The 13,594-nt window shown below is 63.3% G+C and carries 14 protein-coding genes; 4 read left to right on the top strand and 10 right to left on the bottom strand.

Annotated elements, in window-relative coordinates:
* Nucleotides 1-86: 86 nt before the first annotated feature.
* Complete coding sequence (gene cadR, locus ACP7EG_RS16515) at nucleotides 87-518, top strand: Cd(II)/Pb(II)-responsive transcriptional regulator (protein ID WP_034787498.1); 432 nt, start codon at nucleotides 87-89, stop codon at nucleotides 516-518.
* Between the two features lie 12 nt (nucleotides 519-530).
* Nucleotides 531-1,613, top strand: coding sequence for a hypothetical protein (locus ACP7EG_RS16510; RefSeq protein WP_426088474.1), 1,083 nt, complete (start codon nucleotides 531-533; stop codon nucleotides 1,611-1,613).
* Here the strand turns inward: ACP7EG_RS16510 and ACP7EG_RS16505 are convergent.
* The 7 genes from ACP7EG_RS16505 to ACP7EG_RS16475 form a co-directional block, all read right to left on the bottom strand.
* Entirely contained in the window at nucleotides 1,610-3,160 is a 1,551-nt protein-coding gene (locus ACP7EG_RS16505; protein WP_426088473.1) for a methyl-accepting chemotaxis protein, read from the bottom strand. The genes ACP7EG_RS16510 and ACP7EG_RS16505 overlap by 4 nt on opposite strands.
* Nucleotides 3,161-3,256: 96 nt before the next feature.
* On the bottom strand, nucleotides 3,257-3,724 hold the full coding sequence (locus ACP7EG_RS16500) for a cache domain-containing protein (protein ID WP_141169236.1): 468 nt from the start codon (nucleotides 3,722-3,724) through the stop codon (nucleotides 3,257-3,259).
* A 228-nt stretch (nucleotides 3,725-3,952) separates the two neighbouring features.
* Nucleotides 3,953-4,345, bottom strand: a complete 393-nt coding sequence (locus tag ACP7EG_RS16495; protein WP_426088472.1) for a hypothetical protein — start codon at nucleotides 4,343-4,345, stop codon at nucleotides 3,953-3,955.
* A 58-nt stretch (nucleotides 4,346-4,403) separates the two neighbouring features.
* Nucleotides 4,404-4,790 carry a hypothetical protein gene (locus ACP7EG_RS16490; RefSeq protein ID WP_426088471.1) on the bottom strand — a complete coding sequence of 129 codons (387 nt, stop codon included), beginning with the start codon at nucleotides 4,788-4,790 and terminating at the stop codon, nucleotides 4,404-4,406.
* Nucleotides 4,791-4,893: 103 nt separating this feature from the next.
* Nucleotides 4,894-5,445, bottom strand: a complete 552-nt coding sequence (locus tag ACP7EG_RS16485) for a DUF4142 domain-containing protein (protein WP_426088470.1) — start codon at nucleotides 5,443-5,445, stop codon at nucleotides 4,894-4,896.
* 112 nt (nucleotides 5,446-5,557) lie between these two features.
* The gene (locus ACP7EG_RS16480) at nucleotides 5,558-6,208 is read right to left on the bottom strand and encodes an SMI1/KNR4 family protein (RefSeq protein WP_426088469.1); all 651 of its coding nucleotides are present in this window, start codon (nucleotides 6,206-6,208) and stop codon (nucleotides 5,558-5,560) included.
* Nucleotides 6,209-6,211: 3 nt separating this feature from the next.
* Nucleotides 6,212-6,604: a MerR family transcriptional regulator gene (locus tag ACP7EG_RS16475; protein WP_426088468.1), complete on the bottom strand. Its 393-nt coding sequence runs from the start codon at nucleotides 6,602-6,604 to the stop codon at nucleotides 6,212-6,214.
* A gap of 71 nt (nucleotides 6,605-6,675) precedes the next feature.
* Between ACP7EG_RS16475 and ACP7EG_RS16470 the strand changes: the two genes are divergently transcribed.
* Nucleotides 6,676-7,470 (top strand): SDR family NAD(P)-dependent oxidoreductase, encoded by a 795-nt coding sequence (locus tag ACP7EG_RS16470; protein WP_426088467.1) that lies wholly within the window; start codon nucleotides 6,676-6,678, stop codon nucleotides 7,468-7,470.
* A 3-nt stretch (nucleotides 7,471-7,473) separates the two neighbouring features.
* Here the strand turns inward: ACP7EG_RS16470 and ACP7EG_RS16465 are convergent, their stop codons facing one another.
* From ACP7EG_RS16465 to ACP7EG_RS16455, 3 genes are all read right to left on the bottom strand, one after another.
* Complete coding sequence (locus ACP7EG_RS16465) at nucleotides 7,474-8,754, bottom strand: NRAMP family divalent metal transporter (protein WP_426088466.1); 1,281 nt, start codon at nucleotides 8,752-8,754, stop codon at nucleotides 7,474-7,476.
* An 82-nt stretch (nucleotides 8,755-8,836) separates the two neighbouring features.
* On the bottom strand, nucleotides 8,837-10,840 hold the full coding sequence (locus ACP7EG_RS16460) for a c-type cytochrome (RefSeq protein WP_426088514.1): 2,004 nt from the start codon (nucleotides 10,838-10,840) through the stop codon (nucleotides 8,837-8,839).
* A 177-nt stretch (nucleotides 10,841-11,017) separates the two neighbouring features.
* Nucleotides 11,018-11,941 carry a LysR family transcriptional regulator gene (locus ACP7EG_RS16455; RefSeq protein ID WP_426088465.1) on the bottom strand — a complete coding sequence of 308 codons (924 nt, stop codon included), beginning with the start codon at nucleotides 11,939-11,941 and terminating at the stop codon, nucleotides 11,018-11,020.
* Nucleotides 11,942-12,042: 101 nt separating this feature from the next.
* Between ACP7EG_RS16455 and ACP7EG_RS16450 the strand changes: the two genes are divergently transcribed.
* On the top strand, nucleotides 12,043-13,503 hold the full coding sequence (locus tag ACP7EG_RS16450) for an amidase (RefSeq protein WP_426088464.1): 1,461 nt from the start codon (nucleotides 12,043-12,045) through the stop codon (nucleotides 13,501-13,503).
* Nucleotides 13,504-13,594 lie beyond the last annotated feature (91 nt).

Genomic DNA, 13,594 nt, shown 5'->3' with positions numbered 1-13,594 from the left:
CTGGATTGGTGTATGCTTCCATTAGAAACCCTGTAGCCGCTACAGGGTCAAGCGGAATTTGCGCGAAAGAATGAAAAGGGGATGCCATGCGTATCGGAGAACTGGCCAAACGGACAGATTGTGACGTGGAAACCGTGCGTTACTATGAAAAGGCGGGCTTGCTGCAGGAACCGGGCCGCAACAGCGCCGGCTACCGCGAATACCGCGAAGAACACCAGGAACGGCTGCAATTCATCCGCCATTGCCGCTCGCTGCAGATCGGCTTGACCGATATCCGCGCCTTGCTGGAATTTAAGAACAACCCGGCCGAAGGCTGCCAAAGCGTCAATGAGTTGCTCGACCACCATATCTTGCGCATCGCCGAGCAGATGGCGAACTTGCAAACCCTGCAGCAGCAACTGGTGACCCTGCGCCACCAGTGTGACCAGCCGCAGCCGTCGCAAGACTGCGCGATTTTGCAAAACCTGTCCGAGGCGGCCAGCGGCCACGACTGCGCCTGCCATACCGAACTTCATTGAACCGATTGCTACATGCTGAAACTGTTGCCTAAAAAAACTTTACTGACTTTGTCCCTGCTGTCACCGCTGAGCCATGCGGCCGATGCGCCGGCCACCGCCGGCCACTATCTGACCCTGTACGCCGTACCCGGCGTGCCGCAAGACGATGACCCGTATACCTGGAGCACGGCTGGCGGCAAGCAGCTGACCAAGGGCGTGACCAAGGCGGACGGCCGCGCCTATGTCAAGGGGGAAGAGGGCGAAGAAAACTATATTTTGAAAACCGTCAGCATGCGCTGGCAACTGAAGGTGCCCCCGCAATGCTGGCAGGGTGCGCCGGAAGCCTTCCAGCAATGCATGCAACTGGCCAAAACCACCAGCCGCTATGATGAAGAGCAGGATGCGCTCAAGTTGGCGGAGCAGCAAAAAGACGTCAAGATGCAGGCCAAAATCGCCGCCTATGCCGTGGCGGCCAGGGCCAACGACGATGCGCTGGCCTGGCTGGGGCGCGTGCCTTCGAGCTGGACCCTGGAAAGCTATGGCACGCGCCTGCTGCGCAGCGGCGACAAGGTAGCCAAACAGATAGGCAACGCGCTCAAGGATGGCGAGCCAGATGCGCGCCAGTTCGTCTGCCGCGCGCCCGCCGAGTATGGCCCCGTGCCGGACCAGGCCGCTGTTAATGCCTGGATAGGCGCGCCGCGTGCCGTGCGCAGCGTACGCTCCGGTTCCGCCTGGGATGCGCTGGTGGCGGCCGGCGAAAAAGGCAACTGGATGGCCCGGCTGGAACTGTATTACACCTTGTCCAGCGTGAATGTCAGCGAGCTGAGCCTGCTGGAACAGTACCGCATCGTGCAGTTGATGGAATGGCTACACAAGAAACAGGTTGGCGGCCTGTATGGCTACTTCAGCGCCGGCATACCTGTCACCCCCGGCAATCTCCCCAGCTCCACCTGGAGCAAGCAGAATCAGGCCTCGCTGTATGCGGCCATGCTGGGCAGTTACGACGATCAGAACAGCCGGGGCAGCGGCTTGCAGGCGGACCCTGATCCGGCGCTGGCCGAGGCGGGCAGGAAAATGCTGGCCTGTGCCAAGGCCGCATTGCCGCAACGTCACTAACGCGGCAGCAACGGCGGGCCGCCATCGCCCAGGCGGAAGGCGTCGACCACACGCAATAAATCATGCGCCTGGTCTTGCATGCTTTGCGCGGCGGCGGCCGATTGCTCGACCAGGGCGGCATTGCGCTGGGTCAATTCGTCCATTTCCGTGATGGCATTGTTGACTTCCTCGATGCCTTTGCTCTGGCGCTGGCTGGCCGCCGTGATGTCGTTCATGATTTCCGTCACTTGCTTGACAGAGGCGACGATGTCGCCCATGGTGCGCCCGGCGCTGTCGGCCAGCTCGCTGCCCGTTTCTATCCGGGCCACGGAATCCTCGATCAACTGCTTGATTTCGCGCGCCGCCGTGGCCGAACGCTGTGCCAGGCCCCGCACTTCCGTGGCGACGACGGCAAAGCCGCGTCCCTGTTCGCCCGCGCGCGCCGCTTCCACGGCCGCATTCAAGGCCAGGATATTGGTCTGGAAGGCAATGCCGTCGATAACGGCGATGATATCGACGATGCGCCCGGAACTGGCCTTGATCGAGCCCATCGTTTCGACCACCTGGCCCACCACGCGGCCGCCTTCCAGCGCCACGTTCGAGGTCGACAGCACCATCTGGTTGGCCTGGTGCGCATGGCTGGCGTTTTCTCGCACGGTATCGGTCAAGGCATGCATGGACGTTGCCGTTTCCTGCAAGGAATGGGCTTGCGACTCCGTGCGGGCCGACAAATCCGCATTGCCCAGCGCGATTTCACTCGCTTCCACCGTGATGGTGGAGCCGGCCTGGCGTATCTCGCCCAATAAAGTATTCCAGTTTTTCACCACGGTGGCCAGCGCCCGCGACAGCTTGCCCACCTCGTCGTCACCACGCGCATCGATGCGCATGGTCAAGTCGCCGGCGGCCAGGCTTTCGGCGGCGCGGCACGCCTCGTCGATGGGCCCCACGACGGAGCGCGCCACCCAGGTGGCGATCAGGGCCAGCAAGGCAAAGCCGATGGCCATGGTGCCGAGCGACAGCCAGCCGGCGCGCTGGCCCGCATTTTTTGTTTCCTGCAAGGCGTCGGCGGTGCGAAGGTCGAGGTTGAGCAATACTTGGCGCAGCTGTCCGCGCACTTGCTGGTAGTGTCCGGCGGCATTTTGCATCGCCGCCACGCCCGTGTTCGGGTCCATCGAGGCCAGGTCCAGCGCCTGCGCCACGCTGGCCCGGTAGCGTTCGACGCCGGGCAGGGCCTGGGCCGCTTCCGTGGCGGCACCCGAGAATTTCTTGAGTTCCGTCAAGCCTTGTGCGATGGCGTTCAGCTGGCCATCCGTTTGCGCGCCGAATTGCTTGAACTGCTCGTCCGTCAGGCTGGCGGCGATGGCAATCTTCGCATACACGTCGGCATGCACCTGACCCAGGGCAATAGCTTGCTGGCTGGCAAGCCGCTCGGCTGTCAGGGTGACATCTTTCAGCTCGCGCATGCGCTGCTCGTTCTGCTGCATGGCGAAGTAGGACATGGCCCCCATGGCCAGCAGGCAAGCCAGCGCCACCACCGGGACGATCAACATCTTCTGTGCGATTTTCATTGGGGCCCATGTCGTTGAAAAATTCGTTGAGAAATTTGTTGAGAGATCTGTTGAGAGATCGGTGTGCCATCCCGGCGCTGGCGGCGCGGCGGCTGGCTACAGGTAGATGCCGCCGCAGACGACGGTCTCGGCCAGCTTTTCGCAATACATTACCTTCGGCTCGATCTTCTTGGTTTCCGGATTCGTGAATTTGTATTCCTGCCAGAACGTGCCCTTGCTCTTGGCCAGATCGACGCGCTCCTTGACGAAGGCCTTGCCATCGATATCCTTCAATTCGATCAAGTTCTTGCCCACCATTTTCGGGTTGGCGCCATGCGCGACCACCGTGCCGTCGAGCTTGTAGACGACCAGGTACAGGTCATGCAGGATGAATTGCGGCGACTTGGCCGTGATCTCGCCATACGCCTTGGCATCGCCGGCGCTCTTGATATAGGACACGCCTTTCTTGACCATGGCTTCGGCATCGGGGCGCGTGGCGCCGCCTTCGGCCGCGCTGGAGATGGATGGCAGGGTGGCGGCGGCAAGCATGAGCGACAGGCAAACGGCAGGGGCGAACTTGGACATGAAAATCTCCTTCACATTGCGGCAGGGAAAGCCGGCAGAGAACCGGTACGGTGGGGGAAGTGCTGTTGATTCATAGTAGCGCGATGCCAGCACACATGCACTGGTGCAACAAATATTTTTTCAAAACGGGCGTTTTTGCAACGCCGCGTGCAAATTGAAAAAATGCAGTATTCAGAACGGAAACGGTGTCACCAGCTATCGATACGATAACCTGGCATACGCACCACGCTACCAGCCGGACGGGTCTTCCGCAGCCGCGCGCGCCAGGTCATCGCGCCAGTCTTGCTGCACCAGGCGGTAGATATCGGCAAAGAAGGCGCGCGGGTCGTCCATCTCATCCCAGCGGGCGGGCAGGGCGTAGCTACTTTCGGGGTCATGTTCGAGGATGAGCTGGAAGTCATAGGCGGGGTCTTGCAGCGCCTGCGCCAGCACGGCCACCAGCGCATGGCGGTGGCGGTAGCCCAGTTCCTTGTACTGGCCCGTGATGTCGCGCCGTATCAGCGCCGCGCGCTGGTCGGAATCGTTCATGTCCCAGGCGTCCAGTTCCAAGCCCAGCGTGTGTTCGCGGTCATACACGTCGAAGGGGCCCAGGAAATGGTATAGCGTGGGTTCATATGGCATATCGCCCCAGGGGCTGCGCAGGCCTGATGGTGCAGGTTTCGGCATCAAGGCTCGCGGATCACGCGCATTCCGGCAAGGTCCAGCCTTCGTAGCCCATGTCCGTCGGATAGATGGCGCGGGTCTGGTTCTGGCCCCAGCGGGCATGGTCGAGGATGCCGTCTTCATGCATGTCCAGCACCCATTCCGTGCTTTCCAGTAAGGAGCCATCCTTGTGGAACACGCGGAAGAAGCTGGAAGTGCTGAGGGCGCGCACGATATTGTGCGGCACGCCGTTGCCGTAGTGCGGCACATAGGTCTTGATCACGCACGTGCGCTGGTCGTTCCATTGCTGCGCGTACACGGTGGCGTTGCGGGCGGCCGCCACCTTGATGAAGAGCCAGCCTGCCAGCAGGATGAGGAACAGGAGGGCGGCGGCGATCAGGCCGGTTTTCTTGAGTAGCTGCATGAGGTCATGGCATGGCCGAAAACGAAGTTGCCGCATTGTATGTCAAGAGCGGAAATGCTTGCTGTACAGCACGTACAGCAAGCATTTACCCGCGTACTGCTGTCTATTTCGCCAATGCCGCCTGCAAGGCGTTCGCCATGTCCAGATGATGTTGCAACGCTGGCAAGGTCTTGACGGCAAAGGCCTTGATGTCGGGATCACTGGCCTTCTGGCTGGCATCCGTAAACAGTTTCACGGCCTCCTTGTGCGTGGCCACGCCGATGCTGGCCGCATATTCCTTGTCGAACTGCTGGCCTTCCAGGCGGCCCAGCTTGTCGATCTGCGCCTTGTGCCGGGCGCCGGGCTGGTCGCTGACTTCGATCTGCTTGCTGCTGGCCAGCTGTTTCAGCTCGTCCGCCACTTTCGTGTGATCGGCAAGCATGGCGTCGGCGAATTTCTTCACCTCGGGATTGCTGCTCTTGCTTTGCGCCACTTTGCTGGCGGCAATTTCCGTGCTGCCCGCGTCGGCGGCCTTGCCGAGGAATTGCTTGTCGTACGCGCCCGGTGCGGCTGCGGCAATGCTGTTGATGGCGATGCCGCTCAAGAGCGCCACGGCGGCGCCGATGGCCACGCTTTTCAAGGAGGGCGTGCGGGAACTGGTGGTGGAGATGCGCATGGGATTCCTTTCATATCATGAGTGCATGCGTGGTTTTTTCTGCAAGCTGATGGCAATGTTAAGCCCGCAGCCTGCGCACACCCATAGGACAGGCACGATGATTCCCGTAGGACTAGTCCTGTTCGTTAGCGCACAATTCGACTTGTTTCAGCGCAAATAGGGCGGCGATGCCGGCATCGCGGCGCCAGGCGGGCATGCCGATGTCGAGCCACTCCTCCATCGCATCCAGGTGCGAGGGTTCCGAGACGCTGTGTTCGAGTTCGTCGAGCACCGTGTCGCGGTCGATATACAGGCTGTCCAGCCAGGCATCGAAAGAGGGCGCCAGTTCGATGAAACCGTGGGCGCGCTTGCCCGTCCACTCCGGCAACTCCTGTACATAGGCCAGCACGCGGCCGCCGCCGTCTTCCGTCAAGTCCAGATAGACCATGGAATTGCCGCCATCGCGGGCGAAGGGCAGGATGCGCACCGGCATATCCGTATGCTGGCGCGCGGCGCGGATCTCGCCCACCAGGGTTTCATCGCAGAAATCGCCCTCGTCGGCGCTGAAGAAGGTATTGAAACCCATTTTTTCCACGCCGCCATTGCCGTCTGGCACATCCGTGGTGTAGTCGAACCAGGCGCCGTTGGCCACTTGCAAGAAAGCCAGGAAGGCGGGCGGCAACGGTGCTTCCAGCAAGGTTTCGATGGCGGCGATCTGCTGCGCCGTGGGGGCAGGCTTGCCGCCCTCGAGCGCCAGATGGCGGTATTGCGTGTAATAGGTCATTGATTATCCTTGTAAGTTTCTTGTGACCGCGACGCCATCCTCGCAGCCCGTCTCCACCTTCGCCAGCGCATCGACGAGTCCGGCGCGCAGCACGGCCATCGAGCGGGCCTTGTCGTCGATCTGCGCGATTTTCGTTTCCAGCATGACCCGCTTGGTGGCCGCATCGAGCGCATTTTCCTGCCAGACGGCAATGACTTCAGCGATTTCTTTCAGGGTAAAACCCAGCGCCTTGGCGTGGCCGATCAACTCGATCCGGCGCAAGGCTTGCGCCGAGTACTCTTTATAGTTGTTCGTCATGCCCAGCTTCGGCGCTTCGTCCAGCAGCCCCTGGCGCTCGTAGAAGCGCACCGTGTCCTTGCTGACGCCCGTCAGGCGGGTGATTTCTCCGATGCGCATAGTTTTTCTATTGACCGTGGACTAAAGACCACAGTTTACAGTGAAATTCTCTTCACTACGACTCAATTGCCATGACCGCCTTCAACTATACCAATCAAACCGTGCTGATCACGGGCGCCTCGTCCGGCATCGGCCGCGTCTTTGCGGAAACCCTGGCCGCGCGCGGCGCGCATTTGCTGCTGCTGGCGCGCTCGGGCGCCGTGCTCGACAGCCTGGCCAAGGAACTTTCCCAACGCCACGGCATCCGCGCGCATGCGCTGGTGGCCGACTTGAGCCTGCCCGGCGCCGCTGCACAAGCCCATGCACAGGCCTGCGCGCTGGACATGCCGCCCGACGTACTGATCAATAACGCGGGTTTCGCCACGCATGGCAGGTTCGATACCATCCCGCTCGCGCGCCAGGCGGCCGAGGTGACCGTCAATTGCACGGCCCTGATGGAACTGACGCACTGCGCCTTGCCGCACATGCTGGCGCAAGGGCGGGGCGCCATCATCAACGTGGCCTCCACGGCGGCCCTGCAGCCCGATCCCTACATGGCGGTCTATGGCGCCAGCAAGGCTTTCGTGCTGTCGTTTTCGGAAGCGCTGTGGGCGGAAAACCGCCAGCGCGGCGTGCGGGTGCTGGCCCTGTGCCCGGGTGCCACGGCAACGGCCTTTTTCGACGTGGTAGCCGCGCCCGAAGCGGCCGTGGGCAAGCGCATGGCGCCGCAGGACGTCGTCGATGAAGCGCTGCTGGCGCTGGACCGTGGCCGCAGCAGCCACGTGGCGGGCCGGCCGAACCGGCTGCTGGCCTGGCTGCCGCGCTTGTTGCCGCGCCAGACCGTGCTGGGCATCGTGGAAGGCATGCTCAAGCCGAAGGCGGCGTAGGATTCAGAAGGCCATGCTGGCGAACATGGCCAGTACGGCTGTCGCCATGACGATGGTCGATAGCCAGCCCAGCGCCCGCAGGCGGCGCGAAATGGTCAAGCTGCCCATGATGGCGGGACGCGACGCCATCAGCATCATCAGGGCCATGATGGGCACGGAAATGACGCCATTGATGACGGCGCTCCAGTACAGGGCCTTGATGGGGTCGAGCGGCGAAAAGCACAGGGCGGCGCCGATCACGGTGGCCGTGACGATGATGCCGTAGAACTTCTTGGCAGCCCTGGGCGCCAGTTCCAGGCTGTTTTTCCAGTGAAAGGCACCCGCCATGGCGTAGGCGGCCGAGCCGGCCAGCACGGGAATGGCCAGCAAGCCCGTGCCGATGATGCCCAGGCTGAACAGGGCAAACGCGAACTCGCCCGCGATGGGACGCAGGGCGGAGGCGGCTTGCGCCGAGGTATCGATATGCGTGATGCCTTGCGCGCCCAGGGTCACGGCCGTGGTCAGCATGATGAAGAAGGCCACCAGGTTGGAAAAGCCCATGCCGATGGCCGTGTCCATCTTGATGCGCTGGAATTGCCGGGGCGCCTGCTCGGGCGTGCGGCGCAGGGCTTGCGCGCTGGAATCGGCTTGCAAGTCTTCCACTTCCTGCGATGCTTGCCAGAAAAACAGATAGGGACTGATCGTCGTGCCGAACACGGCCACGATCATGGTCACCGAGGCGGCCGACCAGGCGAACTGGGGCCAGACGGTGCGCAGCGCCACTTCGCCCCAGGGAATGTGCACGGTCAGCACGGTGGCAACATAGGCCAGCAAGCCCAGGGTCAGCCATTTCAGGATACGCACATACTGTTGATACGGAATGAACACTTGCAGCAGCAGGGACAGCAAGCCGAAGCCCACGGCGTATAGGTGCGTGGGGCCGCCAATAATCAGCGTCAAGGCATCGCCCATGGCGGCCACGTCGGCGGCGATATTGATGACATTGGCCAGCAGCAGCAAGCCGACGATGGCATACAGCAAGGATTTCGGATAATGGCGGCGGATATTCGTCGCCAGCCCATGGCCGCTGACCCTGCCAATCTTGGCGCTGATGACCTGGATGCCCAGCATCAGCGGGAAGGTCAGGCACACGGTCCACAGCATGCCGAAGCCGAACTGGGCGCCAGCCTGCGAATACGTGGCGATGCCGCTGGGGTCGTCGTCGGCCGCGCCCGTGATCAGGCCCGGCCCCAGCTTGCCCAGCCAGGTGTCGGAGGGGTCCGCGTGGTCACTGTCGGTCTGCATGCGTCGCTCCTGTGTGATGAAGCGAGCAGCGTAGCACAGGCGGGCGGCGTCAAGAAGGGACGCCGCCCGAGAAACACGCGCTTCAGTAGCGCGCATCCCTGGGCTTGCCGCCCTTCGGCCAATCCTTGACCTTGTCGGGGAAGTCCGGACGCGGCATGTGCGTAAAATACTCGGCCACGTCGACGGCGTCCTGGTCGGACAGGTTGCCTTGTCCCAGCGGGAATTTCTGGCCATGGCCCATCACCATGTTGGCCTTGACGAAGCCCGCCGCCGTATAAGTGCGGGCCATGCCGGCGCCGATATTGAAGGAACGCTCGCCCCACAGCGGCGGGAAAGCCACCACGCCGTTGGCGCCCTTGATGCCCTCGCCATTCGCGCCATGGCAGACGGCGCATTGCTCCGCATACACTTTTTTGCCATGCACGGGATCGGGCAGCAGGTTGCGGGCTATCTTCGCCACGCCGCGTCCCGCCACCTTGTCGTTCGCTTGCGTGGCGCCCTTCATCCAGTCGATGTAGGCGACCATCGCCTGCAGGTCGGGACCGTCCACGGGCAGCGGCTTGCCGTGCATGGAGCGGCGGAAGCAGCCGTTGATACGCTCGCCCAAGTTAATCACCTTGCCGGCGCGCGGCGCTTCCGCCGGAAAGAATGCGGAGATGCCGAGGAAGGGCGAACCGTTGGCCACGGTGCCGCCATTCAGGTGGCAGCTGCTGCAATTGAGGTCGTTGCCCACGTTGTGCGGCAGGCGGGCACGCGTTTCCGTCATCAACTGCATGCCGTGAATCAATTGATTGGCATTCGGATCGGCCGTCAGGGCGGCGAAGCGGGGCGTGACGAAGCCGCCCGCATCCGGCGCCTTGAGCTTGAGCTCCTTGCGCACTTTGGCGATTTGCGCCGTGGTCACGGGCGCACCCTGATTACCCCACTTGCCGCGCACAAAGGTGAGGATTTCCGCCAGTTCCGTGTCCGACAGGCGGTCATACGACGGCATGCCGAAGGAACGGGGCGAGTGCTGCGTGACGGCCGACTGCCAGCCCGTCAGCGCAATATGAATGACGGAAGTGGCATCTTTCGATTGTACCGAGTCGTTTTGCGCCAGCGGCGGGAAGATGTTTTCCACGCCACGGCCGTCGCGGCGGTGGCAGGTGGCGCAAAACTGCAGGTAGCCAAGGCCGCCGCGCGTGTTGTACAAGGCGTCGTTGCTGGCGGCCACGACGGGCGCCGTTTTCCTTGCTGGCGCTGCTGCCCCGTCCTTGGCCGGCAAGCCATGCAGGTAATGGGCCAGCGCATCGAGGTCGCCATCCGTGAAGTATTGCGTGCTGTGCGTGATGACTTCCGTCATGCTGCCGGCCGCCGTGCCGAAGCTGTTGCGGCCTGTCTTGAGCAATTGCACGATGTCGCCCGGCGTCCACAGATTGCGCAAGTTCACCGCATGCCAGCCGTCAAAAGTAAAACCGGACAGGTAGAGCTTGCCGCTGCCGCCATCCTGGCCCATGGTTTTTTCCTGGAAGGCCACGCCGCGCGGCGTGTGGCAGGAGCCGCAATGACCGAGACCCTGGGCGATGTAGCTGCCCCGGTTCCACATGGCAGACTTGGCGCTGTCGGGCTTGAACGGCGCATCGTCGAGGAAGACGGCGTTCCACAGCGACAAGCCCCAGCGCATGCTGAACGGCCATTTCATGTCCGTTTCGCGGTTTTGCTGCGCCACGGGCGCCACGCCGCGCTGCAAATAGGCGTACAGCGCCTGCATGTCGTCGGGCGTGATCTTGGCGTAGGAAGGGTAGGGCATGGCCGGATACAGATTGTGGCCATCGGCCGCCACGCCCTTGCGCATGGCGCGGTCGAATTGCGCGAACGAGTAACTGCCCAAGCCGGTCTTCGTATCGGGCGTGATATTCGTGCTGTAAATGGTGCCGAACGGCGTTTTCAGTTCCAGGCCGCCGGCCATGGCGGCGCCGTTCGGGCTGGTGTGGCAGGCCACGCAGTCGCCCAGGCGGGCGACATATTCGCCGCGCTTGATCAGTTCGGCCGACGCCGTGGGCATGTTGCTGGGCGCGGCCCAGGCGCTGGCGCAGCAAGCCAGCATGCCCAGAAGCAGTAGCCATCTGGAAAAGAAGAAGGCGGGAGGGCGGCGCGAACCGCGATGCAGGCTAGAAATGGCGTTCATGGTGACCCTTAATTATTACGCGTCAGCTTACGCATTCGTCACCACGGCGAAAATTGGGAGCTTCTTTCGATCGACTAGGTAATCTTCCCTAGTGTTTTACACTGGAAAATCGTGTACGGCAGCCTGCAAGCTGGCCATGATGCGCTCGCGCAGCCAGCGGTGCGCCGCGTCCAGGTGCATGCGTTCGTGCCAGACCATGGCCATCTCGTAATCGGGCAAGGTGACGGGCGGCTCCCACGTGCGCAGCGCGCCCAGCGCATTCTTCAGCAGGCGCGACGGCAGCAGGGCCACCATGTCGGATGCGGCCAGCAACGACGGCACGATCAGGAAATGCGGCACGGACAGCACCACCTTGCGCGTGCGCCCCAGCTGTTCCAGGGCCGTGTCGACATTGCTGCGGAAACCGCCGCCGTTCGGCGAGACGACGATGAATTCCAGCGCGCAAAACTGGTCGAGGTCGGGCGGTGCCTGCAGCAGCGGGTGGTCGCGCCGGCCCGCCAGCACGTAGTGCTCGGTAAACAGGGTGCGGTGGCGCAAACCAGGCGGCGCTTCTTCCTGCGCCAAAAAGCCCAGGTCAACCTGGCCGCTTTCCAGGTCGTGCGCCATGCGCGCCGGCACGGCTTCGAACACCGCCATGCGCGACAGGGGCGCCTGCGCGCGCAGGGCGGTCAGCATGGGCAGCAAGATCGCATATTCGGCGGCGTCGGCCGCTGCCAGGTTCCAGCGCACTTCGGCCGTGGCCGGATCGAAGGCCGATTCCGGCTGCAAGACTTGCTCCAGCTGGGCCAGCACGGCTTGCAAGGGTGCAAACAGCGCCAGCGCGCGCGCCGTGGGCAGCATGCCGCGCGGACCGGGCAAGAGCAGCGGATCGTCGAAGGCCGTGCGCAGCTTGCCCAATTGCACGCTGACGGAAGGCTGGCTCAGGTGCAGCCGCGCCGCCGCCCGCGTGACGTTGCGTTCAATCAACAGCGCGTTCAGGGTCAGCAGCAGGTTCAAGTCCAGCTTGTGCAAATTGTTCATGGCTATACCTTGTATATCAACTATTCATTTCCACTATGATAGCGCAAGCCCTACAGTTGTTCCTGTGATCCCCACTCTTCATCTTTTACAGGAGCTAACTGATGCAACTCCATGAATATACAAGCTTTGATGGCTTGGGACTGGCCCAGCTGCTGCGCACTGGCGCCGTCTCGGCGGCCGAGCTGCACGACGCCGCCCAACGCGCCTGCGCCGCCGTCAACCCGCAGATCAATGCCGTGGTCGAGCTGTGGCCGGCCGATTTTTCCACCCTGGACCATACGGCGCCGTTTGCCGGCGTACCGTTTTTGATCAAGGACGTGGCCGTCACCATAGCGGGCCAGCGCAGCGAAGCGGGCAGCCGCCTGGGCGCCGGCCATGTCGCTACGCTCGATTCCCACCTGATGACGCAGTTCCGCGCCGCCGGGCTGACAACCTTTGGCCGCACCAGCACGCCGGAAATGGCCTTTGCCACCACCACGGAACCCGTTTTATATGGCGCCACGCGCAACCCGTGGAACGTCAGCTTGAGCGCGGGCGGCTCCAGCGGCGGCGCGGCGGCGGCCGTGGCCGCCGGCATCGTACCCCTGGCGCATGCGACGGACGCGGCCGGTTCCATCCGCGTGCCGGCCGCCTCGACGGGCCTGTTCGGCCTGAAACCGAGCCGGGGCCGCGTCTCGAATGGCCCCGCCATGGATGAGATCTTCAGCGGCCTGGGCGTGCAACTGGGCGTGAGCCGCACGGTGCGCGACAGCGCCGCCTTGCTCGACTGCGTGCAGGGCGTGATGGCAGGTGAACCGTATGTGACGCATGCGCCCAATTTCACCTGGCTGTCGCAGGTGGACGTGGCGCCGGGCAAGCTGCGCATCGGCGTACAGCGCGCCGCCAGCAATGGCGCCCATCCCGTGGCTGCTGTCGATATCGCCCTGCAAGACACCGTGCGCCTGCTGGAAAGCCTGGGCCACCACGTGGAAGAAGTAGCACCCGCGCTGGGCGTGTCGTGGCCAGCCTTCGTGCACGCGAATGCCGGCATCTGGTGCGCCAACCTGGTGCCGTGGATAGCTGCCCTGGCGCAGGAAAGCGGGCGCGGCGTGTCGCTCGATACGCTGGAGCCGGCCACTTTGGCCTGCTACCGGTACGGGCAGACGGTGTCGGCCGTCGATTTCGTCGCCGCGCTCGACGTGCGCAACACTGTCACGCGCCACGCCGGCGCCCTGTTTGAGCAGTACGACGTCTTGCTGACACCCACCATGCCGGATGTGCCATGGCAACTGGGCCGTTATGGCAAAGACGAGGCACAGCTTGATGGGCTGGGCTGGACGGCGCGCCTGTTCGAGCACTCGCCGTACACGCCGCTGGCCAACGTGGCGGGCTTGCCGGCCATGTCCGTGCCGCTGGCCATGTCGAATGCAGGGTTGCCGATCGGCATGCAATTCATGGCGGGCTATGCTCAGGATGGAACGCTGCTGCGCCTGGCGGGTCAGCTGGAGCGGGCGGCGCCGTGGCTTCCAAGGCGGCCGCCCGTGTGGGCAGGCAAGGAACAAACATGCCTTGCAGGTGGCTGAAACCAGCCACTATACCGGCTTGGGCCAGCGGCAAAAAGCCGGGGTCGGACCCGCCGGGTCCGACCCCAGTCCTTGTTCTTGGGTGAAAAAT

The sequence above is a fragment of the Janthinobacterium sp. PSPC1-1 genome, assembly GCF_049897625.1.
GTDB classification, from domain to species: domain Bacteria; phylum Pseudomonadota; class Gammaproteobacteria; order Burkholderiales; family Burkholderiaceae_D; genus Janthinobacterium; species Janthinobacterium tructae.
This window is presented reverse-complemented; position numbering and strand designations above follow the sequence as displayed.